Annotated in this window: 25 protein-coding genes and 1 other annotated feature; of the genes, 11 read left to right on the plus strand and 14 right to left on the minus strand. The window is 31.2% G+C overall.

From position 1 onward, the window contains the following. The 5 genes from L1S47_RS13035 to L1S47_RS13055 all read right to left on the minus strand — a co-directional run bounded on the left by L1S47_RS13035 (position 1) and on the right by L1S47_RS13055 (position 6,337). Positions 1-1,449 carry a PLP-dependent aminotransferase family protein gene (locus L1S47_RS13035; RefSeq protein ID WP_373689083.1) on the minus strand — a complete coding sequence of 483 codons (1,449 nt, stop codon included), beginning with the start codon at positions 1,447-1,449 and terminating at the stop codon, positions 1-3. A 39-nt stretch (positions 1,450-1,488) separates the two neighbouring features. Further along, positions 1,489-2,379, minus strand: coding sequence for a D-alanine--D-alanine ligase (locus L1S47_RS13040; RefSeq protein WP_238883973.1), 891 nt, complete (start codon positions 2,377-2,379; stop codon positions 1,489-1,491). Positions 2,380-2,475: 96 nt separating this feature from the next. Beyond that, positions 2,476-3,684 carry a tyrosine--tRNA ligase gene (tyrS, locus tag L1S47_RS13045; protein WP_238883974.1) on the minus strand — a complete coding sequence of 403 codons (1,209 nt, stop codon included), beginning with the start codon at positions 3,682-3,684 and terminating at the stop codon, positions 2,476-2,478. Between the two features lie 41 nt (positions 3,685-3,725). Then, positions 3,726-4,007: a binding site (T-box leader), on the minus strand. A 61-nt stretch (positions 4,008-4,068) separates the two neighbouring features. Then, positions 4,069-5,040 carry a D-glycerate dehydrogenase gene (locus L1S47_RS13050; RefSeq protein WP_238883975.1) on the minus strand — a complete coding sequence of 324 codons (972 nt, stop codon included), beginning with the start codon at positions 5,038-5,040 and terminating at the stop codon, positions 4,069-4,071. 52 nt (positions 5,041-5,092) lie between these two features. Further along, positions 5,093-6,337, minus strand: coding sequence for an MFS transporter (locus L1S47_RS13055; protein ID WP_238883976.1), 1,245 nt, complete (start codon positions 6,335-6,337; stop codon positions 5,093-5,095). Between the two features lie 211 nt (positions 6,338-6,548). Between L1S47_RS13055 and L1S47_RS13060 the strand changes: the two genes are divergently transcribed. Together L1S47_RS13060 and L1S47_RS13065 are read left to right on the plus strand one after the other, a co-directional pair. Continuing rightward, the gene (locus tag L1S47_RS13060; protein WP_238883977.1) at positions 6,549-7,118 is read left to right on the plus strand and encodes a sigma-70 family RNA polymerase sigma factor; all 570 of its coding nucleotides are present in this window, start codon (positions 6,549-6,551) and stop codon (positions 7,116-7,118) included. Further along, on the plus strand, positions 7,111-8,136 hold the full coding sequence (locus L1S47_RS13065; RefSeq protein WP_238883978.1) for a DUF4179 domain-containing protein: 1,026 nt from the start codon (positions 7,111-7,113) through the stop codon (positions 8,134-8,136). The genes L1S47_RS13060 and L1S47_RS13065 overlap by 8 nt, the downstream gene beginning before the upstream one ends. Before the next feature lie 33 nt (positions 8,137-8,169). Here the strand turns inward: L1S47_RS13065 and L1S47_RS13070 are convergent, their stop codons facing one another. Beyond that, entirely contained in the window at positions 8,170-8,865 is a 696-nt protein-coding gene (locus L1S47_RS13070; protein ID WP_238883979.1) for a cyclic nucleotide-binding domain-containing protein, read from the minus strand. Between the two features lie 106 nt (positions 8,866-8,971). Between L1S47_RS13070 and L1S47_RS13075 the strand changes: the two genes are divergently transcribed. The 3 genes from L1S47_RS13075 to L1S47_RS13085 all read left to right on the plus strand — a co-directional run bounded on the left by L1S47_RS13075 (position 8,972) and on the right by L1S47_RS13085 (position 10,990). Continuing rightward, a complete protein-coding gene (locus L1S47_RS13075; RefSeq protein WP_238883980.1) occupies positions 8,972-9,394 on the plus strand; it encodes a DMT family transporter in 423 nt (140 codons plus the stop codon). A 12-nt stretch (positions 9,395-9,406) separates the two neighbouring features. Next, on the plus strand, positions 9,407-9,877 hold the full coding sequence (locus L1S47_RS13080; protein ID WP_238883981.1) for a DMT family transporter: 471 nt from the start codon (positions 9,407-9,409) through the stop codon (positions 9,875-9,877). A gap of 162 nt (positions 9,878-10,039) precedes the next feature. Beyond that, complete coding sequence (locus L1S47_RS13085) at positions 10,040-10,990, plus strand: hypothetical protein (protein ID WP_238883982.1); 951 nt, start codon at positions 10,040-10,042, stop codon at positions 10,988-10,990. A gap of 139 nt (positions 10,991-11,129) precedes the next feature. Here the strand turns inward: L1S47_RS13085 and queF are convergent, their stop codons facing one another. The 6 genes from queF to L1S47_RS13115 form a co-directional block, all read right to left on the minus strand. After that, entirely contained in the window at positions 11,130-11,639 is a 510-nt protein-coding gene (gene queF, locus L1S47_RS13090; RefSeq protein WP_202766629.1) for a preQ(1) synthase, read from the minus strand. A gap of 12 nt (positions 11,640-11,651) precedes the next feature. Then, a complete protein-coding gene (gene queC, locus L1S47_RS13095) occupies positions 11,652-12,308 on the minus strand; it encodes a 7-cyano-7-deazaguanine synthase QueC (protein WP_202766628.1) in 657 nt (218 codons plus the stop codon). Between the two features lie 18 nt (positions 12,309-12,326). Continuing rightward, positions 12,327-12,917: a GTP cyclohydrolase I FolE gene (gene folE / locus L1S47_RS13100; protein WP_238883983.1), complete on the minus strand. Its 591-nt coding sequence runs from the start codon at positions 12,915-12,917 to the stop codon at positions 12,327-12,329. Positions 12,918-12,920: 3 nt separating this feature from the next. After that, positions 12,921-13,583 carry a putative 7-carboxy-7-deazaguanine synthase QueE gene (gene queE / locus L1S47_RS13105; RefSeq protein ID WP_238883984.1) on the minus strand — a complete coding sequence of 221 codons (663 nt, stop codon included), beginning with the start codon at positions 13,581-13,583 and terminating at the stop codon, positions 12,921-12,923. Further along, positions 13,584-14,015 (minus strand): 6-carboxytetrahydropterin synthase, encoded by a 432-nt coding sequence (locus tag L1S47_RS13110; RefSeq protein ID WP_238883985.1) that lies wholly within the window; start codon positions 14,013-14,015, stop codon positions 13,584-13,586. A 319-nt stretch (positions 14,016-14,334) separates the two neighbouring features. After that, positions 14,335-16,350 carry a methyl-accepting chemotaxis protein gene (locus L1S47_RS13115; RefSeq protein ID WP_238883986.1) on the minus strand — a complete coding sequence of 672 codons (2,016 nt, stop codon included), beginning with the start codon at positions 16,348-16,350 and terminating at the stop codon, positions 14,335-14,337. 351 nt (positions 16,351-16,701) lie between these two features. On the opposite strand from L1S47_RS13115, the gene L1S47_RS13120 reads away from it, so the two are divergent. The 5 genes from L1S47_RS13120 to L1S47_RS13140 all read left to right on the plus strand — a co-directional run bounded on the left by L1S47_RS13120 (position 16,702) and on the right by L1S47_RS13140 (position 22,124). Next, positions 16,702-17,910: an efflux RND transporter periplasmic adaptor subunit gene (locus L1S47_RS13120; protein WP_238883987.1), complete on the plus strand. Its 1,209-nt coding sequence runs from the start codon at positions 16,702-16,704 to the stop codon at positions 17,908-17,910. After that, positions 17,910-18,602 carry an ABC transporter ATP-binding protein gene (locus L1S47_RS13125; RefSeq protein WP_238883988.1) on the plus strand — a complete coding sequence of 231 codons (693 nt, stop codon included), beginning with the start codon at positions 17,910-17,912 and terminating at the stop codon, positions 18,600-18,602. Before L1S47_RS13120 ends, L1S47_RS13125 begins: the two co-directional genes overlap by 1 nt. 11 nt (positions 18,603-18,613) lie before the next feature. Continuing rightward, entirely contained in the window at positions 18,614-19,834 is a 1,221-nt protein-coding gene (locus L1S47_RS13130; RefSeq protein WP_238883989.1) for an ABC transporter permease, read from the plus strand. Between the two features lie 124 nt (positions 19,835-19,958). Then, positions 19,959-21,410 carry a cell wall metabolism sensor histidine kinase WalK gene (locus tag L1S47_RS13135; protein WP_238883990.1) on the plus strand — a complete coding sequence of 484 codons (1,452 nt, stop codon included), beginning with the start codon at positions 19,959-19,961 and terminating at the stop codon, positions 21,408-21,410. Between the two features lie 21 nt (positions 21,411-21,431). Further along, complete coding sequence (locus tag L1S47_RS13140; protein ID WP_238883991.1) at positions 21,432-22,124, plus strand: response regulator transcription factor; 693 nt, start codon at positions 21,432-21,434, stop codon at positions 22,122-22,124. A gap of 47 nt (positions 22,125-22,171) precedes the next feature. On the opposite strand, the gene L1S47_RS13145 is transcribed toward L1S47_RS13140, so the two are convergent. Both L1S47_RS13145 and L1S47_RS13150 read right to left on the minus strand, forming a co-directional pair. Continuing rightward, entirely contained in the window at positions 22,172-23,479 is a 1,308-nt protein-coding gene (locus L1S47_RS13145) for a hemolysin family protein (RefSeq protein ID WP_238883992.1), read from the minus strand. 141 nt (positions 23,480-23,620) lie between these two features. After that, positions 23,621-25,195 (minus strand): multicopper oxidase family protein, encoded by a 1,575-nt coding sequence (locus tag L1S47_RS13150; protein WP_238883993.1) that lies wholly within the window; start codon positions 25,193-25,195, stop codon positions 23,621-23,623. A gap of 131 nt (positions 25,196-25,326) precedes the next feature. Here L1S47_RS13150 and L1S47_RS13155 point away from each other — a divergent pair, with 131 nt between their 5' ends. Continuing rightward, entirely contained in the window at positions 25,327-26,202 is an 876-nt protein-coding gene (locus L1S47_RS13155; RefSeq protein ID WP_238883994.1) for an NAD(P)-dependent oxidoreductase, read from the plus strand. Positions 26,203-26,205 lie beyond the last annotated feature (3 nt).

The raw sequence follows: 26,205 nt of genomic DNA on the forward strand, positions 1-26,205 counted from the left end.
CTATTTATCTTCTAAAATTTCTTTTATAGTCTCTCCTATTATCCTAATTCCCTTTTCTATATCCTCCATGCTAACTCTAGAAAAACCTATTCTTAGAGTTTCTGACCCCTTATTATCCGTATAAAAAATATCCCCAGCAGTAAATACTACTCCTTTTTTATAACATGCCTCTAGGACTCTTCTTGAATTAACACCTTTTAACTTTACGAAAATGTGAAGTCCACCTTCTCCCATAATATATTCATATGGGATATATTCTTTTATTTTATCAAGAGTAAAATTATATTTTTCTCTGTAATGTCTTCTTACTTTCTTCACATACCTTCTAAAAGAATCACTTATCATATAATTGTAAAATATCCCTTGATCCAAAAAAGAAGTATGAATATTTCTTGTCCTTTTAACACTTTCTAAAGTGCTTATAAGCTTTTTATCTGCTAAAATCCAACCTAATCTCAAACCTGGAAATAAGATTTTAGAAAAACTTCCTATATAAATTACTCCATTTCCGTTGCTACATAAGCTAGCTATTGGAGGAACATGCGAACTTGAATATAAAAGTTCCTCATTAAAACCATCTTCTACTATTGGAACAGAGTATTTTTGGAAAAGTTCAAATACTTCCTTTCTCCTTTCACCCTTCATTACTATCCCAGTTGGATTATGGTAAGAAGGTATAATATATGCAAGCTTAGGAGGATTACTTCTTAACTCTTCACTTAATTTATCTATATTAATTCCTTCCTCATTCATATCTACACCAATAATGTCAAGCTCGCGTGCTCTCATAATCTTTAATGCTGTATTATGAGTAGGATTCTCACAAAGAATTCTATCGCCTGGTACTGTTAGTGAATTAATTACTATATCAAATCCTTCAGTAAAGCCATTTGTTATTAAGATTTCTTTCCCCTTTGTATTAACACCTTTGTTCTCCATATATTTCATTAGATATTCAATGAGAGCCTTATATCCCCTTGCATATCCGTAATTTAATAACTTTTCACCTTCAAGGGACCATGCATTCAGAAAAGCTCTTTTAAATTCATCTAAATCAAATAAGCTTTCATCAGGTGCTATGCTCTTAAAAGAAATCATCCCTTTTTCCCAAGGAATTTCTGTTTTAATGATATCTAGTTCTTCACAGGTGTGAGAATATCTATTAATCCTTGAATCCCAATCTATATTAAAACTCTTTTCTGCTACTTTCTTATTAGATGTTACAAAGGTACCTTTTCCTTTAATACTTTTTATTCTCCCCTCACTTTCTAGTATCTCATAAGCAGTTACTATAGTACTTCTGCTTACCCCCAATATACTACTTAATTCTCTTGTGGAGGGCAATTTACTTCCATTTTGAAGAATCCCTTTTTCAATATTATCTTTTATATGATTTTCTATTTGAATATAAATAGCCTCTTCTTTATTAAATTCAAAGGATGAAAAAATCAAATACAAACACCTCTTATACTCTAGGTTTTTTATCTCTTACAAGGAGTATTCAATAATCTTGTCTAACAACTCACCATACTCCATATTTACTCCTTTTGCACTTTTAGGGAATAATGAATTCTTCGTCATTCCTGGTAAAGTATTTAATTCCAATACATAAGGAATACCATCACTTACTATAATATCAATTCTAACATAAGCCTTGCAATTAAAAATATTCCAGCATCTTTCCCCAATTTCTTTCATCTTATTCTGCAAATCCTCAGTCAATTCTGCTATAGCTTTTTCAGAGCCTCCATCTGTATACTTAGAATTATAATCATAAAACTCTCCACTAGCTTTTATTGATAGTATGGGAAATATCTCTCCATTTAAAACAGGTATAGTATATTCATTTCCCGGCAAATATTTTTCTACCATAACTTCTTTATCAAACTTTAATGCTTCAGTGATTGCTCTTTCTAGTTCCTGATTATTCTTCACTAAGAAAGTTCCAACACTAGAACCACCGCCATTAGGTTTAACTACAACTGGATAACCTAGTTCTTTTATTTTTCCCAAATCAAAAGGTTTATCTTTTCTTACTAAAACTTCTGGTGCAACTGCTATGCCCTCACTTTTTAGTATCCTTTTGGTTTGCTTTTTATCCATACATAAAGCACTAGTTAAAATACCGCAGCCAGAGTAAGGCATATTTATACTTTCAAGTATAGCTTGAACTGCTCCATCCTCGCCAAAAGCTCCATGCAAGGCAATAAAAATAAAGTCCATCCCTTTAACCTTCTCAATCAATTCCTCTTTTGCATCTATAACAATAGGGAATACCTCATACTTATTTCTATCTAAATATTCCACTATACCTTTTCCTGAATGTAATGAAACTTCTCTTTCTGAAGAAACTCCACCCATTAATACTCCTATTTTCATATATATCCCTCCTTTTTCTAATATTATTATATTAATCTGAGAAGGGATATTTAACGTCCACCAATTAAGGAGTTTTGTAAACAAGTGGTAAGGTACTTATTGCACTCTCTTAAGCTTTAAAAAAATCTTCTTTCCAATTTGTATAATTGCTTCATCCTTTATCTCAATGGAATTAATATTATTTATTTTATCATTATTAACTTTTATTCCTCCTTGTTCCACTAGTCTTTTTACTTCCTTTTTACTTTTTATAATTTCATTATCTACTAGAATTTCAGCTAAATTTATTTCCTCTGATGTCACTTCTATCACATCAATGTCTTCTGGTATTTCTCTTTTTTGAAAAACTATCTTAAATCTCGCTTCTCCTTTTTGAGCACCTTCTTCCCCATGATATAATCTTACTATTTCTTTTGCTAAAGACATCTTTATATCTCTTGGATTTACAGCTCCCTTTTCTAGTTTGATTTTTATATCACTAATTACATCTGGATGTATATCAGTAACTAGTTCAAAGTACTTAATTATTAATGAGTCTGGAATTCTCATAGCTTTTTCAAACATTATTTCTGGTGCTTCATCAATACCTATATAATTTCCTAAACTTTTGCTCATTTTCTCTTTTCCATCTATACCCTCTAATAGTGGCATAAATATTGTTGCTTGAGCTTCATTCCCATAATGTTTCTGTAGCATCCTACCCATTAGTACATTAAATCTTTGATCAGTTCCTCCTAATTCAATATCTGATTTTAATTCTAATGAATCATACCCTTGCATCAATGGATAAAAGAATTCATGTATTGATATTGGCATATTACTTTCATATCTCTTTTTAAAATCTTCTCTTTCAAGCATTCTTGCAACTGTAGTTGTTGCGGCAAGATTAATTACATCTTGAAAGTTTAACTTTGATAACCACTCACTATTAAATCTCACTTCTGTTTTATCTTTATCTAATATCTTAAATATTTGTTCTTCATAAGTTTTGGCATTCTCTAGAACCTCCTCTCTTGTAAGTGCCTTTCTGGTTTTTGACTTTCCTGTAGGGTCTCCAATCATGCCAGTAAAATCACCTATAACTATGACTGCCTTATGTCCTAAGTCTTGAATTTGCTTTATTTTTCTAAGAACTACAGTGTGCCCTAAGTGTATATCTGGAGCGCTTGGGTCAAGCCCTAACTTTACAATAATTCGCCGATTCTCTTTATTTGCTTTTAGTAGCTTACTTTTAAGCTCCTCTAATCCTATTATCTCATCTGCCCCTTTCTCAATAATTTTTAATTGTTCTTCTAAATCGTTCATTATTATACCTCCTCAAAATAAAAAAGCTCTCATCCTTTATTAAAAAGGACGAGAGCATTACTCACGTGTTACCACCTAAATTCATTACTATTTCACAATAGTAACCTCTTCAAGTACGCCAATTATAAATTGGTTATACTCTAGCACTATAACGGGTGCAAAATCCGGAAACTGCCTACTAGATTACTAGAGTTTTTAAAACTCTCTATCTTTCAGAGTACTGCTCAGAGATGTATTCACATTAACTTATCTTGCCCCTCTCACCTACCGGGAACTCTCTTTAAGACTCTGCTTATGCTACTCTTTCTCCTCAACGCTTTCATTTATGAATTTATATCATTTTATATCAAATTAATCTGCTTGTAAATACATTGTTTAACTTTCTTATTTAAGCTCAGGAACTACATTAGGTGGTATTTTTCCTTGTACCCCTTTAACTAGGTTCCTAACTGCCACTTTAAACATATCTCTTCTAGTTTCTTCAACTGCAGAACCAATATGCGGAAGAGTTATCACGTTATTCATCTTTAGTAATGGATTATCCTTTTCTACTGGTTCAATTTTAAAAACATCTAATCCAGCCCCTAATATTTTTTTATTTTCTAGAGCTTCTATTAATGCTTTCTCATTTACAGTTTGCCCTCTTGAGGCATTTATAAATATAGCTGATTTTTTCATTAAACAAAATTCTCTATAACTTATAAGTTCCTTAGTCTCTTTAGTAAGAGGTGTCATAAGTACTATAAAATCAGAAGTTTTTAATAACTCATCAAATTCACAATATCTTACACCTAAGTTTTTTTCAGCTTCTAACTTTCTATTTCTATTATAGTAGACAACATCCATATCAAAGCCTAGCTTCCCTCTTTTTGCAACAGCTTCTCCTATTCTACCCATTCCAATTATCCCTAAGGTTCTGTGATGTACATTTACTCCAAATAAGTCATCATCCTCTTGAGGTTTCCACTCCCCATTTTTTACATACCTATCTAACTCAGGAATTCTTCGTGCTGAAGAAATAATAAGTCCAAATATTAAGTCTGCTACTGTATCATCTAATACATTTGGAGTATGCGTTCCTATAACTCCTCTTTTTTTCATTGCTTCTAAATCAAAATTATTATAACCAACTGAAATATTGCTAACTATTTTTAATTTAGGTGCACGATTTAATAATTCCTCATCAATCTTTGTTCCAACAGTTAATAACCCTTCTTTATCAGAAAGTCTATCTAATAATTCTTCTCTAGTTATCTCTAAATCCGAATCCCAAGTCTCTAAATCACAGTATTTTTCTAGATATTCTTTATTTTCATCTAGTATTTTTCTTGCTATAAAAACTTTTGGCTTATCCATCTTCATCCTCCTAGTTATATATGATTTATTATAAGCTGATTGAGATACTTTGTTAATTAATTTCCTCTACAGCTTTATTTTTATTATCCGCAAATTCTAATCCAAACATAGAAATAGTTCCTATTATCGCTACAGATGCAATTACTAGCCAAGAGCTCATAATACTATGATTCTCCATGAAGTTTCCCATTATCATTGGTCCAAAAGCAAAACCTGCACCAGATATAATTGGAAGTATTGAGCTTATCCTTCCTCTATGTGAAGCTGGTGTATGATTGGCCACAAATGCTCCATTATTTATAGCTATAAGTATTTCTCCAATTGTCATTAAAAATACTCCAAAGAAGAATAATGGCAATGCTTTTATAAATCCAAACAATCCAAAGGATAGTGCATATAATGCTCCACCTATCGCCATAGTTTTAATAGGATTTAGTTTTTGTGTAATAGATGTTAATAATGGAGTAAATGCTATAACTACAACTCCATTTAGGCCACCCATTAGCCCATAAATTCTAGCTCCATCTTGTCCTAAAATGGTTCCCATTTGTATAGGAAGTGCAAAACCCCATTGAGAATATGCAAAAGAATAAGCTAGCATTATTAAAGAGAATATAAGTAATATAGGTCTTTGTAATAGCACCTTAATTGCTGATCCTTCTACATGACTTTCTAGATTCTGCTCTTCTTGAGCATTAACCTCTCCTTTTTTAATCATTGTCTCTTTTATAAATATTACAAAAAGGCATAAAGAAATTAATGTTGTTACTGCATCCCCAATGAAAACAAGAGTTAAGAATTTTTTATATAACATACCACCTATAATAGGCCCTATTGCAAATCCTAGATTAAAACCCATATATAATAGTGAATATGCTGCCTGTCTGTTTTCTGGTGTTGTAAGATCAGCATTTAATGCATCATAGGCTGGTTGAGATATTGCATAAAAGCACGATGCTAATATAATAATATAAGTCATAAAAATTGAAGGTTTCATAAACCCACAGGAAATATATGCTGCTGAACCTAATAATTGAAATAATATAATAACCCTTCTACGGCCAATTGTATCTGCAAGTTTTCCTCCAAGCATTAAACATGGTACCTGACATACTGCAAGTAATGTAGCAAATCCTCCAGCTTGCCCACTAGACATACCTATCTTTTGTGTTAATATTAATGCCAACAATGGAAAAACAAAAGAACCCATGCTGTTAACCATTCTCCCAATGAATAAAATATACATCTCTTTGGGCAGTCCCCTATATTGTTTAAACATCTTTTCTAAAAATTCCATTTTATCCCCCATCTATCCTTAATAACAAGAATATAAAATATTTATCATACATAAACACTTAAATTATACAGTTATTTACCATGTATTTCAAATTCATGTAAATTATAATATAATTAATTAAATTTTATTATGTTGAAACTTTTTACACACTCAGTATCTCTAATATGTGTAACATCGATGTTTAAATATATTTTTGATTTAAAGGAGTACTATGGAAAACTTTATTGAGCTTAACGTTAAAGAAACTAATAAAAATGCTCTTGAGCTAAAACTTATAAAAAAAGCAGTTAAGGGCGATTCTTCTGCATTTATTGAAGCTATGAAAGTTTACAAAGGCTATCTTTATAGAACTGCCTATGCTTATGTTAAGAGTGAAGAAAGTGCTTTAGAGGTTTTGCATGAATGTACTTATAATGCATTTCTTAACATAAAAACTCTAAGAAACCCACAATACTTTAAAACGTGGATTACTAGAATATTGATTAATGCCGCTATTAAGTACTTAAGAAGAAATGAAAATATTTCATATATTGATGACACTATGGTACTTAAAGAACCAACATCAAATATTTCCATAGAGGAAAAACTTGATTTGTATGATGCCATTGATTTGCTTAGAGAAAATTATAAAACTGTTATAATCCTTAAGTACTTCAATGACTTATCCATAGAGGAGATTTCTTCTATTATGGATATTCCTCAGAATACAGTTAAGACTTATCTAAGAAGATCAAAAGATAATTTAAGCAAAATATTGATGGAGGGATATTTAGATGATTAATGAAAATTTTAATAATATACACATACCTGATAGTATAGATTCAACTATAGAAAATGCTGTTATTAAAGCAGTTAATGATAAAAAATTTAAAAAACCTAAAAGATTAAAAATTGCTTCCATTGCTGTTTCAGCAAGCTTTGCTGTATTATTTACTCTTGGATATAGCGATCCAGCTTTTGCTGCTAAACTTCCCATAATTGGTAGTGTTTTTGAATCTATCGAAAAAAATATAGTTTTTCCTGGAAACTATTCTGAATATTCTACATCTGTAAATAAATCAGCTGTTTCTAATGGAATTAAAATAACTATGTCAGAAATTCTTTGTGATGGCCAATCTCTATATGTAACTTATAAAGTAGAAAGTTCAACCAAGTTTAAATTAGGCGACGAATCACTGACAATGGATCAACTAATGACTTCTGACGCATATACAAAAGTTAGCTTTTCAAATAAGGAACCAGATCCCAATAGTGTTGCAGGACTTGAAGGGAAATTCCTAGACGAGTTCACCTTTATAGGAGTGGAAAAATACAACCTAGACTCATTAAACACATCCATCCCAGATAGTTTTGATTTTCAGGTAAAACTATCTAGTGTAGGAACTAAAGATTTAGAGAAAGATCAATTTATAAGGGGTACATGGGCATTTAAAATTCCTGTTAAGGTGGATAAATCTCTTATAAAGAATATTCCTATTTCTGATGCTGAAGCTAATGGCCAAAAGATTAAGTCTATTTCTATTACTCCTTTTCAGATAATGCTTAAAACTTATAACTCACAAGGTAATTATGAAAAAATTTATGACAAGAGAATATATGATGATAAAGGAAATGAATTGAAACATGATCTTAGTCGCATTGAGAATGGTATAGAAACATCTTTATTTGCTGCTCCAAGTAAAGACACTAAGAGTATTAGAATTATAATTTATAACGGACCGCTTAAAGCAGCTAACTCTCGAGATCCTAAAGATTTAAAGGATATAATATTATTAGATAAAACTGTTCCTCTAAACTAAACATTAATAAAGCCAGGCTTATTTGCCTGGCCTTTATTTATATACATCAGAGGAAAGACTTTCTAGCAGTTCTCCATCTATAACTTCATAATAGGTGTTTTTCTTTTTTATTACACCCTTATTACATAGAATATTTAGGGTTCTGAGCAAATGTCTATAACTTGTTCCTAAAAGTTCTGCTATTTCTGTAAGGTTTTCTTGAAATTTAAGTATCTCTTCTCCATTTATATTGGCCTCTTCTTTAGTCTCTAATATATATCTTGCAAGTCTATTTTCTAGCGGGTAAAGTAAATTAACTGAACTCTTTTTAGAGGAAACATGTAATTTTTCACTTAAGGATTCACAGGCAAATCTTAAAAATTTCACATCATTTACTAAATCCTCTTTTGCCTTGTTAAGTGGAATCCTTATGCAATAAGTGTCTGATATAATCTGTACATTTGTGGATGCCCCTATAGCGTGAAATAATTCTAAATCACCAAGCACTGCAAAATCTTCACAGAAGCTAAGTAGCAAAGACTTTCCGTTACTTAGCGTTGTAAATACTTTTGCTTTTCCTGATATAAATAGATATATACTTGTGAACTCCTCTCCTTCTCTACAAATATATTCCCCCTTTGTAAAGAGTATAAGTTCCATATATCTTCTCATATCTTTAGAAAATATTTTATTAATTTTATATTTATGTATTAATTTATCTAGTTTCTTGTGGTCTTCTATTTTTATCATAGTCTACTTCCTTAATGAAAATATTCTTTCTTTTAATATGACATATGTCCTACTTATTTTCAATAATACCATGATAAATTAATGTTATAAATTAAGGAGGAACAATATGAATAATTTATACGCTACATTATTTGGTATCCTAGCATCTATCATGATTCTTTTTAATGGAACCTTAGGGAATCTAACTGGAAACTATACTGCTAGTGTAATTATACACTTAGTTGGACTTATCTCTATTTGCATTATTCTTTTGGTTAAAAGAGCAAAGTTTAAGCTTCAAAAAGGCACTCCTCTATATCTATATTGCGCTGGAGTTATTGGAGTTTTTACAGTACTTTTTAATAACGTAAGTGTTTTAAATCTTGGTGTTGCTTTAACTTTAGCTTTAGGACTATTAGGACAATCTTTAACTTCAATAATATTTGACCACTTTGGTTTTATGGGTACCAATGTAGTAAAGTTTGAAAAGAAAAAAATTATTGGATTTATAATTATTGCTTTAGGAATATTTATAATGACAGTTTATTAATGGAGGTATTTTATGTTATATATAATTCTTTCAGTTTTGGCTGGAGTTTCTATAGTTCTCTCAAGAGTCATAAACTCTAATTTATCTAAAAAAATCGGTCTTTTTCAAGGAACTTTTTTTAACTACTTAACTGGATTAAGCTTTTCAGCAATTATACTAGTTATTAGTAAAGATGGTTTTAATACAAATGCTATTTTTTCAGGAAATATTCCCTTCCAAGCCTATCTTGGAGGCTTTCTAGGAGTGTTATTTGTTGCCTTTTCAAGCTATATAACACCTAAAATGTCTGCTTTTTATTTAACTTTATTTACATTTGTAGGGCAATTACTTGGAGGAATAATCATTGATTACTTCTCATTAAATATATTATCTACAGGAAAATTTGTAGGTGGTATCTTAGTTCTTATAGGACTTGCTTATAACTTATTTGTAGACAAGAGGTCAGAAACTGATGGGAATGTTAGTACAAGCTCCGTAGAATAATATTCAGGTATTATTGTGAATTCCACTTCATACAAAAGTGTTTGCATTAAGTGTTGATGGTACATCCCTTATAAACTTATACAAGCTAATAACATTTTTTACTGATTAATCTGAGTAATCTATGTCAACAATTTAAATAGATGATCTTAGGAGATGATTTATTTGAATCACTTAGCCACCTATTTTAGAAGAATGTCTTTAAAACCTGATGATGTTTTTAATAAAGCTCAGATTGATGAAATTACGAAAAGTATTAAGCCGAACTATCCCCATGAATGTCCTAGATGCAATAGTAATTGTATAAATAGAAATGGCAAGACAAAACTTAAAAAGCAGCGATATATTTGTAAAGCCTGCGGAAAGAGTTTTTCAGAAACAACGGGTTCTCCATTTATGTATAGCAAGAAACCTCTAGAAACTTGGATAAAATATATATTTTGTATTAAAGAAAACCTCCCTCTTAGAGACACTTCAAAATTACTTGAAATTAGTTTAAGCACAAGCTTTTATTGGAGACATAAAATTTTAAGTGTAGTTGGCGAGGATTTAAAAATTCCCTTTCTCTCAAATGTTATAGAGCTACACGAACTAAAATTAAAAGAAAATTTCAAAGGAAATCATTCAAAAAAACTACTACCTCCACTTAATGAAAGAGATTCCATTCTAATATTGAGTTCTACGGATTCATTTAATAATTCACTATTTAAGCCATCATGTAAAAATGTAGTTACAAGAGAAATTTTAGATGATATTCTTGTTCCCATTATTAAGAACGGGAAATTTCTTGGAGCACCAAGAAATCCTTTGTACATTAAGTTTGCAAGAGATAATAAGCTTGAACTTTCAATGTATGGACGTCTATCATATCTGGGAGACGGAGTAAATTTAGGTGCTGCTAGAAAACAATCTATAGCTTTCAAGCGTTTCTTATATGTTTATTCTGGCGTAGCTAGCAAGTATTTAAGTTACTATATTAATTTGTTTATTTTGAAATCTACAAATGCTGAAAACTTAGTAAAAGAAATATTTAATAAGCTTTTACTTGGTGTAAGGCAGCTGAAAATTAATTACTTTGATAAAATTCAGTTTAGTGGCGCTTTGAAGGCTTCTTAAAAATGTTGGTGATGATTTTAAATCCAAATTTATCAACACTTAACGCGAACAGAATTGTATAGAGCAAAACTAGAGAATATAGTTGCATAAATAAAGAACCTCTGAAATTAAAACTAATTATCAGAGATTCTAAACTTAATTATCTATTATCTATTTTTTCTGGGTACATATCATGTTGAAATAGACGATTCTTAGCCATTTCTTCAAACATTGTGCCTTTTTTGCCATAATTACAATATGGATCTATACTAATTCCACCTCTTGGTGTGAATTTGCCCCAAACTTCGATGTACTTTGGATCCATTATCTTAATTAAATCTTTCATTATTACATTTACGCAATCTTCATGGAAATCACCATGATTTCTGAAGCTAAATAAATATAATTTTAAAGATTTACTCTCCACCATTTTTTGACCAGGTATATAACTTATATATATTGTTGCAAAATCTGGTTGACCAGTCATAGGACAAAGACTTGTGAACTCTGGGCAATTAAACTTTACAAAATAATCATTATCTGGATGTTTGTTATCAAATACCTCTAAAATACTTGGATCATATTGTGTTTTATATTTTGTTCCTTGATTTCCAAGTAAACTAATTCCTTCTAGTTCTTCTTTACTTCTGCCTTCAAATTGCTTTTCCATAAGTCAATCCTCCTATTTATTTTTTGAATTTAAATAATCCTCTAAGCCTCTTTTTCTAAGCTTACAAGATGGACATTCTCCGCAACCATCTCCAATTATTCCATTGTAGCAAGTTAATGTTTTTTCTCTTATATATTCTAATGCTCCCATTTCATCTGCCATCTTCCAAGTTTCTTCTTTATTAATCCACATGATTGGAGTGTGAATTACAAATTGATAGTCCATTGCAAGGTTTAAGGTTACATTTAATGATTTAATGAAGATGTCTCTGCAATCAGGATATCCACTAAAATCTGTTTCACATACTCCTGTAATTAAATGGCGTGCACCCTTTTGCTTTGCGAAAACTGCTGCGAAGGTTAAAAATAACATGTTTCTTCCATCCACAAAAGTAGTAGGAAGTTCACCTTCTTCACCTGCTTTTATTTCTATATCACTTCTAGTTAAAGCATTTGGAGCTAGCTGTCCTAATAGCTTCATATCTAGAATATGATGTTCTACCTCTAATTCCTTTGCTATTTTTTTTGCACATTCAAGCTCTAAAGAATGCTTTTGATTATAATCAAAAGAAACTGCAATTACCTCTTTAAACTGCTTCTTTGCCCAAAATAAACAAGTTGTGGAATCTTGTCCACCGCTAAAAACTACTACTGCTTTCTCATTTCTCATCTTCTCTTATCTCCTTTACTAAAGTAATAATAAAAATTCTTGTCTTAAACTATCTTTCTTATCAAATTCTCCTCTAAATACTGTTGTTTTAGTGACTGAACCAGGCTTTTTAACTCCTCTTGAAGTCATACAACTATGTTCACCTTCTACAATTACTGCAATATCCTTTGAATCTGTGGCCATTTCAATAACATCCGCAATATCCATGGCTATTCTCTCTTGAAGCTGAAGTCTTTTCCCAACCATCTCAGCAATTCTTGCAATTTTACTAAGCCCAATTACCTTTTCGTTTGGTATATATCCTACTGACACCTTCATATTGTACATAAGTGCAATGTGATGCTCACAGTAGCTAAATATAGGAATATCTTTTACAATAACCATGTTTTTATGCTTCTCAAGAGCAAAATCCTCTTCCTCAAATGTAACTCCGAACTTTTCAGCTATCTCTTCGTTGGAATAAAGCATACCCTCGAAAACTTCTTCAAACATTTTTGCCACTCTCTTTGGAGTATCCTTTAATCCTTCTCTGTCAGGATTATCTCCTAGGGCAATAAGAATTTCTCTTATATTTCTCTCAATAGACTTCTTATCTATTTCCTTCTTCATATTCTAAACCCCCCTAGTTTCTGGTGACCATATTATCTTATGTAATTGAATTTGTAATCTTATGTTATTCATCTTATTCACTTTCATGAACTCGACTATTTCTACCGGCTTAATTTTTGTAGTTATTGGACTAAAATAAACTACACACTTTTCACTTAATTTATATTTCTCTATTACTTCCTTAGCTTTTTGTAGATCTTCCATTGATTCTATAACAAACTTACACACGTCCACAGCTCTAAGATTTTCATAATTCTTAGTGTCCGTCTTTTGTTCCATGTTACTACTTGGCAATTTATAGTCTAATATAAAAATTACATTATCTATTTTTTCGTATTTGTAAACTGGCATTGAGCCATTTGTCTCTATGTGAATTAACAATTCTTTATCCTTTGATAAAAAATCTATAAGTTCTTCTATGCCTTCTTGAATTAAAGGTTCTCCCCCTGTTAAGGTTACATTTTTAGTTCCATTGTCTTTTATGTATTTGTATATATCCTCTTTTGTTAGAGGTTCTCCTTTTACTGACTTAGGAATGGAATAAGCTGTATCACACCATGAACAAGCTAGGTTACATCCTCCAAATCTTATAAATGTTGCAAGTTCTCCAGCAGCTGGCCCTTCTCCATCAATTGATAAGAACTTTTCAATTACGTTATATAACATCTACTCATCCTCCCTATAGATACAGCTATTAGTAGGCGTTTCAAAAAGCTCAACTTCGTAAATATCTATTCCTTTTTCCTTTATCTTATTAAAAATATCTCTAGACATTTCTTCAGCTGTAGGTCTATAAGGAACTAAAACATATTCAAAATTTTGTGGGGTTCCTTCTAAACGCTTGATTAAATCCCTACCAACTTCATCATCTTCTATGATTAACTTGTGATCAAATAAGTCATGAATCTCCTTAAGTGCTACCTTTATATAATTGAAATCTTCCACCATTGCACGGTTTGTTCCAGTTTCCTTTAATTTATTTCCTTTAACTTTTATGACTAATCTATATCTATGTCCATGTATATTGGCACACTTGCCATTGTATCCTCCCAAATAATGCGATGAATCAAATCCAATTTCACTTTTTAAAATAAACATAAAGTCCTCCAAATTTTAATTTTTACAAATAAAAAAGGGCGCAAGAGCGCCCAAATAATATGCACAAAAAAAGAGAAAACACCTACTTCATACAAGCGTATGAGGAGAGCTTTCCCAGTTTAAACACGTCAAAAATAACTATTTTGTTCATATAAATAGTAATCGCCTAGTTTTATTTTACGACAGGAAGCTTACGAACTGTCCTATTAAGTTTTAAATTAGTTATACCAGAAAATCCATAATTAATCAACGGTATAAATTAACATATAAAGAAATATTGGAGCCAATAAATTATGACTCCAACAATTAAATATTAAAATTAAATATTAAACTTATCTATAGCTTCTTCTAATTTCTTAGCTAAAGAGCTTAAGCTATTTGTATTTGCTTCAATTTCTTCCATAGCACTTAGTTGTTCTTCAGTTGATGCTGCAACTTCTTGAGTTGATGCTGCTGATTCTTCTGATGCCGCAGCTATATTCGTAATTACATTTACAATTTCATCTTTTCTGCTATCCATTATGTTGCTATATCTATCAATTTCATTCATTTTAGAAGTTAATTCTTGTATTAAACTAGAAATCTTTTTAAATAATTCTCCAGTCTCCTTAACTGCTTCATTTTGTTCACTTACAACTTTTTCTGCAGATCTCATCATATCCACTGCAGTCTTGGCTTGTCTCTGAACTTCATAAATTAATGCACTTATCTCATTAGCTGATTCTGAAGATTGTTCTGATAATGTTCTAACTTCTTCTGCTACTACTGCAAAGCCTTTTCCAGCTTCTCCAGCTCTTGCAGCTTCTATTGCTGCATTTAACGCTAAAAGATTTGTTTGTTCGGCTATTTGTCCTATTGCCTCAATAATTGCTCCTATTTTATTAGCACTATCATTTACATCATCAATAGTTAAGCTAACTTCCTTGGTAGCCTTATTGTTTTCCTTTGTTTTTTCAATTAATACATCTACTGTTTGTAAGCCTTTGTCACTTGTTGTTTGGGCATTTACAGAAATATTTTTCATTTCAGTTGTTGCAGTACCTACAAGTTCTATATTTTCAGCTAATTCATTTACTTTAGCTGCTCCACTTTCAGTTTGTCTTGCTTGATCTTCTGCTGTCTTAGATATTTCTTCAACTGCATTTGCAACTTCATCAGTAGCTGTAGCTACTTGAGCTGTTGTTTTTGATAATGCATCTGATGAACTAACTATAACATCATTAGAATCCTTAATTTCTTTAATTAGTCCGCTAATGCTATCAACCATTTCATTAAAGCCTTTAGCTATTTGTCCAAATTCATCATTTCTTTCTAATATCTTTCCGTCTATAGGTGCATCCTTTAAGTTACCACCTGCAGCTAAACTAATCTTTTTCTTAATGTTAACTAGTGGGTTTGTTATATATTGAGCTAATTTATATGATACATAAATTGCTAGTAATAATATGAAAAATACGATTGAAACTATTGTCCAAATTAATGAAGTAACTCCTTTATTAGCTGCAGCAGAATCCATTTCTACTACAAGCCCCCAGTTTGCTATATCAATTGGAATATATGATGCTAATAATTTAGTTCCATTATTATCATACTCAACAGTACCTTGTTGTTTTTTAATAACATTTTGAACTGGTAATAACTTAGAATAATCAGACATCTTTTCAACTAAAGTCTTATCTTTATGAGCTATTACCTTTCCGGTTTTATCTACTATATATGCCTGACCATCATGTCCTTTCATTGCATCTGTAACAATATCACTAAATTTATCAAGGCTCATATTTGCATTTAATACACCAATAACTTTATTATCTTTTTTAATTGGTGCATAACAAACAACTATTGGCTTATTAGTTGACTTTGAAACTAGTACATCTGAAAATCCTGCCTGTCCATTCATTCCAGCTTTAAAATAATCTCTATCGGATCTGTCTCCTAATTTATCTTTGCCTAAGGAATTATAAACCTGCATTCCATTAGGTCCTACTATTCCTACATCTGAAAGTATTGAATTTTCTTTAAGCATTTCTTTAACATAGGCATCAGCTTTATCAAAATCCATAGATTGTACACTCTCTGAATTAGCAACAATATTTACTACTCCTTGTATCTTTTCCAATACAGCATTACTCTGCCCAGTTATTAAATCTGTGTTCATTAGCTGAGTGTCCGAAACATTGCTTTTAACTTCCATAACATTTTTCACACCTAAATACCCATTAGATGCTATAAGAGGTATTAATGCTAATGCAATTATTAATAGAGTAATTTTGAGTCTAAAACTTTGTTCTTTTACATTTACATTTACGTTGATTTTTGACTTCTTTCCTTCCATAAATCCTACCCCCACATAAATATTGTTAAACTTTTGTCTAATGTTTTTTTCGACAAAAATTACACTTTCTTTACATATTCCTACAAATATATGTAAGTAATATTATTTTCCTTATTAAATTATCAATTTGAAAATTACGCCCTTTACCAAATATATTTTTTTGATTTCAGCAGTTAAACCTAGAATTCTTATAGGTTTACGGTTATTTTTACACCCCTTTTATATAGCATTTTATAAATATTTTATTATTAGTTTAGAATTATTTAATAATTACTTTAATTCTGATTTATACTTGTCCTTTACAATAACACTATAGTTTTAAAACAGAAAATTTTTGGAGGTATTTATTATATGAAAAAGAAATTAATTACTTGGATTATCGTTGTAGTTGTTGTTGGTGGAATAATAACTGTTGGTACCTTAGGAAGAAAAAATAAAAATAATTTAGTAAGTGTAAAAACTGCTACAGTCTCTCAAGGAGATATTAAAGCTTATCTTTCAACTACAGCTACTATAAAATCAAAGAATAGTAAAGATTATTTCCCTATTCAAGGACAAGTTAAAAAAGTAAATGTAAAAGTAGGGGACTCTGTTACAAAAGGCCAAGTTTTAGCTGAGTTTGATGTGGCTGACCCAAATACAGCAGTTAAACAAGCACAATTAGCTTATGATAATGCTGTACTTACTAAACAAAATCAACTAAATAGCAATGATGCTGCTAAGAACAGTGTTGCAGATGTTGATAACCAGATTTCAGATATTGACAAACAAATAAATGCATTAAAAAACAATCCTTCGCAAGCAGCTCAAGTTACTCAATTGGAAAATCAAAAAGCAACACTAATGAATAAAAAGGATTCATTAAAGGTTCCATTTTCAGATGAACAATTAAAACAATCAGATAATAATATAGCTCTTCAAAAAATATCTTTAGATACTGCGAAGGACAATCTTTCAAAAAGCAAGAGTACAATTGTTGCTGACTTTGATGGAATAGTAACTGCTGTTAATTTAACAGAAGGTGCAACATCCTCTATGGCTACTCAACCAGCTATTACAATTCAGGATGTTAATAACTTGAAAGCTGTTATGTCTGTTGGTAAATATGATGCTTCAAAAATTAAAATAGGACAAGACGCTGTAATTAAGAATGGTCAATCAGAGTTAAAAGGAAAGGTATCTTTCATAGCTCCTACTGCTGCAAAAACTGCTTCTCCTACTGGAGCTGATACTACTCTAAATGTTGAAATTGACATTACTGATAAGCCTGATGGACTAAAAATTGACTTTGATACTGATGTTGATGTGTTATTAGGTGAAGTAAACAATGTTATTAAAGTACCTGCTGAAAGTATTGTTACTGATAAAACTGGTAAAACTTTTATATACACAGTAGAGAAAAATAAAGTTGCAGAAAAAGATGTAACCCTTGGTCTCCAATCAGATATGGAAGCTCAAATAGTTAATGGTGTACAAGATGGTGACAAGGTTATATTAAATCCAAGTGGAGATATAAAAACAGGTGAACTAGTTAAAGATTCTACAGGAGATGGTAAATAATGATTGAAATCAAAGATGTGGTTAAAAGCTATGTTAATGGTGAAATTAACTTCAAAGCGTTAAAAGGTATAAATCTTAAAATTGAAAAAGGCGAATTCACCTCCATAATGGGTCCTTCTGGTTCAGGAAAATCAACTATGATGAATATATTAGGATGTTTAGATAGATTAGACGAAGGTTCTTATACTCTCAATGGTAAAAATGTTTCTAATTTAACTGATAATGAACTAGCCTTTATTAGAAATAAGGAGATCGGGTTCGTATTTCAGGCATTTAATCTACTTCCAAGAATGACTATTCTAGAGAATGTTGAATTGCCTATGGCATATGCTGGAGTGCCACTAAAAGAAAGAAGAGAAAAAGCACTAACTGCACTAGATAAGGTTGGATTACTTGATAGAATAAAACACAAACCTAATGAGATTTCTGGAGGACAAAAGCAAAGAGTTGCAATAGCTCGTGCTATTGTTAATACCCCTGCCGTTATTATGGCTGATGAACCTACTGGTAACCTAGATACTAAGTCTTCAGTAGAAATAATGAAGATTTTTCAAGACCTAAATAATGAAGGTGCCACAATAATAATGGTTACTCATGAACCTGACATAGCAAACCATACTAAAAGAGTAGTTAGGTTTAGAGATGGAGAAATAGTTGATGATTATGAAGTAAAGGATAGAATTATTCTATAGGGGGTGCACGTATGAACATATTAGCTAATTTAGTAGAAAACTTTAAAATGGCCTTAGATAGCATTATTTCAAATAAAATGCGCTCCTTTCTTACAATGCTTGGAATAATTATAGGTATAAGTTCTGTTATAACCATTGTTTCACTTGGACAAGGTGGTCAAAACTCTATAACAGGCGAATTTGAGAAATTCGGTTCCTCAACAGTAAATATATCTATAGATTCTTCTAAAGCAGAACAAAGTGACCGTATTACTTATGAAGATATAAAGCAAGTTAAAAACAAAGTAGATACAGTAAAATATGTTGCTCCTTTTGTTTCAAAATCTGGTGTTGCAATTTCTGACACTGAAAATAAAAAAGCAAATATTACTGGAACAAATACTGACGGATTAACTATTCAAAACTTAGAGTTTTTATATGGAAGAGCGTTTAATGAAAGAGAATATTCAGAAGGAAAGAATGTTGTAATAATAGATGAAATAGCTGCTAAAACTTTATTTGGTTATAGTGATGCTACTGGAAAGACAATTAAAATTGGTTCTTCACAATCACCTATAAAAGCGACCATAATAGGGATAACTTCTTCCCCTATGGCTTCTTTTGGTGGTATGAGTAATCAAAGACCAGCAATGCTTTATGTTCCTGCTACTTTACTTCAAAATATGTATTCTAATGAATTTTCAATAGATAGAATTAGCGTTATGGCAACTGATAAAAACTCAACTGAAGATGCTGGAATAGGTGCGAAAAATATACTAGAAAGCAGACACAATAATAGAGGCAAGGATATGTATATAGCAGAGAATGCTATTAGCCAAATAGATCAAATTAATAATGTACTTGGAATTTTCACAGCATTTATAGGCGCTGTTGCTGCTATATCTCTTATAGTAGGTGGAATAGGTGTTATGAACATAATGTTAGTTTCAGTAACTGAAAGAACAAGAGAAATAGGTATAAGAAAAGCTATAGGTGCTACAACAGGCGCAATACTTCTTCAATTTTTAACAGAGTCTGTAATAATATCCATGCTAGGAGGAATAATTGGTATGCTTGTAGGTATCCTAGGTGCTTTCGGAATTGGAAAATTTGCTAACATAACTCCTTCCCTATCTCCTATTGTTATAATTAGTGCAATTTTATTCTCCTCTGCAGTTGGTATTTTCTTTGGAATTTATCCAGCTAGAAAAGCAGCTAACTTAGATCCAATAGATGCATTAAGATATGAATAATTCAATATCTTTAAATGAATATATTCTTATGCTAATATAAATATAATATTTACCTAAAACTTAATGAGCAAGTCTATCTAGTCTTGCTCATTTTTCTAAGCAATTTGAATGGAGGAATCTTACAATGTCTATTAAGTCACGATTAAAGTTTAGCTATATAGCTATGCTTCTTATACCCTTTATTCTCATAATATTTATTAGTAATATTTTTGTGTCTTATACTACTGAAAGTTCGAAATATAACTTAAGTGGTAATACTGCAATAAACAGCGCAGCTATATTTGGTAAGATTATTTCATCAAATACTAAGCTTTTAAAAAAGGTAAATAATCAACTTCTTGATAATCCTGATAAATTCTTAGATAAAGACTACCTTCTTCAACTAGAAAGAAGCGTTGATTTTAATTATTCAGGAATAATAGTAAGAAAAAATGATGAAATAGTATATTCTTCGGACTATATAAAAGATATTATAAATAGCCCATCATTACCTCCATTTAAATCAGATGTAATTAACAAAAGTAATAAAGACATACACATTTTGAGTCAGCAAGATTTTTATTTTAAAGATGGCAGTCAAGGTAGTTTATTTTATGTTGTGAACATGGACGATTTTAAAGATATGATTGCAAGAAATGCTATTATTGTAGTACTTTCAGCTCTAATTATTCTAATTCTTACTAATGGAATATTAACCTACTTTACATCTAAAAGTATACTTATTCCTTTAAAGGAACTAGAGAATGCAGCAAATAAAATAAAACAAGGTGACTTAGATTATAAGATAAATATCTCCACTAAGGATGAAATAGGAGAAGTAGGGAATTCCTTTGAAGAAATGCGCATGCAGCTTAAGGAATCACTCGAATTACAGAACCAATACGAGGAAAATAGAAAAGAGCTAATCTCAAGTATATCTCATGATTTAAAAACTCCTATTACATCCATAAAGGGGTACATTGAAGGAATACGAGATGGCATTGCAGATACGCCTGAGAAAATGAATAAGTATATTACAACTATATATACTAAAGCAACTTATATGGATAGCTTAATCAATGATTTATTTCTATTCTCTAAGCTTGATTTAGGAAGAGAAGCTTTTAACTTTCAAATGGTTGATATAAGAAATTATATAAATGATTGTGTTGAAGAAATTAATTTCGATCTAGACCATTCATTAATTAATTTAACTTCCAAGGTTCCTACAACTCCAATCTTAGTAAATATTGATGTTTATCAAGTTAAGAGAACAATTATGAATATAGTTGGCAACTCAATAAAATATAAATCTAATGATAAATTATTAATAGATATAATTGTAACGGAAAACTCTGATTATGCTGTTATTGAAATAAGAGATAACGGCAAAGGAATCGATGCCGAAGCCTTACCTTATATTTTTGACAGATTCTATAGAGCAGATTCCTCTAGAGAAACATCTATTGGAGGAAGTGGACTCGGCCTCGCTATAGCAAAAAAAATAATTGAAGAACATGAAGGTTCTATATGGGCTGAAAGCACCCTTGATAAAGGTACTTCTATCTTCTTTTCCTTAAAAAAGTATGGACAATAAACTTATTAAATGGAGGTCACTATGAAAAAGATATTAATAATAGAGGATGATATAAGTATTGCTGAATTAGAAATGGACTATCTTGAGATAAATGGATTTCAGGTTGAAATAGAAAATAATGGAGCCAAGGGGCTTGTAAAAGCTGAAAATGAAGATTATGATTTAATAATTTTAGATTTAATGCTTCCCAATATAAGTGGTTTTGAAATATGCAAAAAAATTAGAGCTAAAAAAGAAGTTCCTATTATCATAGTATCTGCAAAAAAAGAAGATGTCGATAAAATGCGTGGTTTAGGCTTAGGAGCTGATGACTATATGACTAAGCCTTTTAGTCCTACTGAACTAATTGCAAGAGTAAAAGCTCATATTGCAAGATATGAAAGATTAATTGATAAAGATAAAGTGTCCAACAAAGATATAATTGAAATTAGAGGTATATCAATTGCAAAACCCTCTAGAAAGGTATATGTAAATGGAAAGGAAGTTGAATTTACATCTAAGGAATTCGATTTATTACTTCTTTTAATAAGCAACCCTGATAGAGTTTTTTCAAAAGAAGAACTATTTGAAAGAATATGGGGGCTAGATGCAATAGGGGGAATTGCTACAGTAACTGTGCACATAAGAAAAATCAGAGAGAAAATAGAATTCAACCCATCCGATCCAGAATATATAGAAACTATATGGGGTGTTGGTTATAGGTTTGGGAAATAATAAAAACTCTTTTAGTCTTTAGTTATATAGACTAAAAGAGTTTTTTATTATTCAGAAACGTCTCCCACAGATGCCTTCTTAATTAAGACAGAACTTACCCTTCTATTATCACATTCTGTCACTATAAAATCATATCCTTTTAAAGTTACCTTAAGATTAACCTCTGGATATGAATCTAGCTGAGAGAACACCCATCCACCGATAGTATCTATATTTTCTTCATGAATCTCTGTTCCTAATAAATCATTAATATCTTCAATCAATACTTTTCCATCAACTAGATAACTATCTTCTTCTATTTTTATTATCTCGTCACTTTCTTCATCAAATTCATCTTGAATTTCTCCAACAATTTCTTCAAGAATGTCCTCTATAGTTATTAGTCCTGCAGTCCCGCCATACTCATCTATAATAATTGCCATTTGCTCTTTTTCCTTTTGGAACATTTTGAATAACACGCTTATAGACATTGACTCAGGAACGAATTTTATTTCACGCACAATACTCTCTATATCTTCACTCTTTCCTTCTATTTTCTGCTTATATAAATCCTTTATATGTATGAAGCCTATAACATTATCCTTACTATCTCTACACGCAGGATATCTAGTTAATTGTTCTTCTAGACATGTTTGTATTATTTCTTCAAAGGAATCCTCTAAAAAAATACAAGCCATATCTGTACGGGGTATCATTATTTCCTTAACTGTTTTCTCTGAAAAATCAAATATATTATCTAGAAAGGTTAACTCTGTTTTATCTATTAGTCCATGCTTATAACTCTCTTCTACTAATATTTTTATTTCCTCATCTGTATGAGCTGCTTCATGTTCATGAACTTGTGAGATCCCAAATATTTTTAATACTAAAGTAGTGCTATGGTTAAATGCCCACATAATTGGATAGCTAATTTTATAGAACATAATTAGTGGAAATGCAGTATGCATTGCTATGCTTTCTGCACTAATAATAGCTAATGATTTAGGTGCAAGTTCTCCAAGAACTATATGAAAGCCTGTTATTATTGCAAATCCAAGTATGAATGAAATAGAGTGAACTGTAACTTCAGATAAGTTAAATAATTTAAATAAAGGTGCTAATATATCTGCAACTGCAGGCTCACCTACCCAACCTAACCCTAATGATGCTAAAGTTATTCCAAGCTGACACGCCGATAAATAAGAATTAAGATCGTTTACTACCTTTTGAGTATCTTTTGCTTTCTTATCCCCTTCTAAAACCAAGGTATCTATTCTTGATTTTCTTACCTTCACCATGGCAAATTCCGTTGCAACAAAAAAGCCATTCATAGCTACTAATAAAAGTACAACTATGATGTTAAATAAAATAATCATGTACTTTTCCCCTTCCATAGTGAGATTATATTAAAATAGATTATATCATATTAATTAACTTTCATAATTATATATTATCTCATAAATTTCAATATTATATTAATAGAGGATAAAGTTTTAGCTTTATCCTCTTAAATTGTTTTAATATTTATTTTTATCACAACTTTTTTTCACTACTCTATATGGTCTCATCATATCATGATCCTCATGCTCTAAAATATGACAGTGCCATGGATATACTCCTAAATAGCCTTCAAATCTTGCTATAATGGATGTGATTTCGCCTGGGTTAGCCCTAACTGTATCTTTCCATCCTCTCTCATTTGAATCTGGATATCTAGCTGGCCCTGTATATTTTATTTCTCCTGTTGCATTATAGTATGCTAAATCATAAGGGCGCCTCTCTAATATCTGAAATTTTACTAGATGCAAATGAATTGGATGAGTATCAACAGTGGTGTTTACAAATCTCCATATCTCTGTACTATTGAGTACAGGTGTTTCAGTAATTGGATCATTCCAGTTCTGTCCAGTCAAAAGAAGCAATAGCCTGCCATATTGATCTGTACTTTCGTCAAGTGTAAGGTTTCGTATCTTGCATGCACAATCAGGATCTAATCTCTCAACTTCAACTAATCTATCTGGCATAGTGTTATTTTTATAGTTTTTAACAATATTACCTACTCTAAATTCCATAACATTAGCTGTTGTATTGGGGTCTGGATTTTCTCCCATTGGAAATGGAGTAGGTGCACTATTAGCTAGTATAAATTCTAGTCCATCAAGACCAGTAAAGTCTATTAATAGATCTGCTCTCTCTGCTGGTGCTAAAATTAATTCCATTAAGTGAACTGGTCTTTCTAGTAAGCCTTGGTCTGTTCCTATCTGCATAACATGAGGTGCCTTACCATTAACTGGGTTAAAATTAAGGGTATAGAATCTTGAATTAGAACCATTTAATAATCTAATCCTGTACAATCTTGGCTCTACATCGCAGTATGGCCATACTTTCCCATTTGCTAATATTGTATCCCCAAAGAATTCTGGAACAATTGATGGATATACATCAGGAACTGGTGGAGTTGGTTCAGCTGGATAGTATAAACTTCCATCCTCATTAAAACTTCTATCTTGAATAACTATTGGAATTTCATAATCACCTTTTGGAAGGTTAAGAGATTGCTCCTCCTTATCACGTATCATATAAAATCCTGCAAGTCCTGCATAAACATTCAAACGTGTTATCCCTATTGCATGATCATGATACCATAAACAAGTCGCCTGCTGATTATTAGGATACAAATAAGTTTTTCTTTCAAAATCTGGTCCAACTTCTTTAAAGCCATTAGTAAACCAAGCCTCTGGGTATCCATCATTATCATGAGAGACTTTTGCTCCATGAAGATGAACAACTGTCCTAACGTGTGGATTAGGTGGCTCAGCACCGTGTATTGTTGTATCTACTGGCAATAAGTGTCTATTAACTGGAAGTTCGTTTGTCCACTTAACTAATATTGGATTATCCTTTCTCGCCTCAATAGTAGGCCCAGGATAGCTTCCATCATATCCCCATAATTCTGTAGGTGGTAAATCTCTATGAAGACTTTGCTTTATTACCTCCATAGGAACTTCATAATACTCTAACCTATCAACTGATCCTTTTGGTTTTAATACTCTAGGTCTTGGGAGTTCATCTACAAACTTTTCTAGTTGCATACTATTTCCTCCTCATTAGTTTAAGTCTAAAAATTTACATATTTTATCTTGATATAATATATGTTCTCATCCCCTAAATGTTTATTTTTAGTATAATTAGAATAAGAATAATTTTTATGGAGGATTTCACTATGTTAAATAAAAATATTAAAATTGGCTTTATAGGCACAGGTGTTATGGGTGCATCCATGGCTTCAAATATATTAAAAGGCGGCTATGAAGTTTTGGTTTATAATAGAACCAAAGAAAAAGCTATGGACCTAGTAAAGAATGGCGCAAAATGGATGGATTCTATTGCTGAACTTTCTTCTGCTTCTAATGTTATTATAACTATAGTTGGATATCCTAAGGACGTTGAAGAAGTTTATTTATCTGAAAATGGAATCCTTAATAATGCAAAAGAGAACAGCTATATAATTGATATGACCACTTCAAAACCATCTCTAGCAAAGAAAATATATGAAGTTGCAAATTCAAAAAACATTTATGCTCTTGATGCTCCTGTATCTGGAGGAGATGTTGGTGCTAAAAATGGAACTCTTTCTATAATGGTAGGTGGTGACTCCAAGGCATTTAATGATTTAAAGCCTCTTCTTGAATTGATGGGAGAAAACATTGTACTTCAAGGTCCCTCTGGGGCTGGTCAACATACAAAGCTATCGAATCAAATTGCTATAGCTGGAAGCATTATGGGTGTGTGTGAGGCTTTATCTTATGCTAAAAAGTCAGGTTTAAATATAGAAGATGTATTAAAATCCATTGGTTCTGGTGGCGCTGCTAGTTGGCAACTAAATGCTTATGCCCCAAGAATAATAAAAGGAGACTATGCTCCTGGTTTCTATATAAAACATTTTGTTAAAGACCTTGGAATAGCAATTGAGGAAGCAAACTCTATAGGACTAGAAACACCTACTATTAACTTATGCAAGTCTCTTTATGATAAGCTTATACAGCAAGGAAAAGAAGATTTAGGTACTCAAGCATTATATCAATTATACCTAGATTAAAAA

The sequence above is a fragment of the Clostridium sp. YIM B02551 genome, assembly GCF_022324735.1.
Lineage (GTDB): Bacteria > Bacillota > Clostridia > Clostridiales > Clostridiaceae > Clostridium_T > Clostridium_T paridis.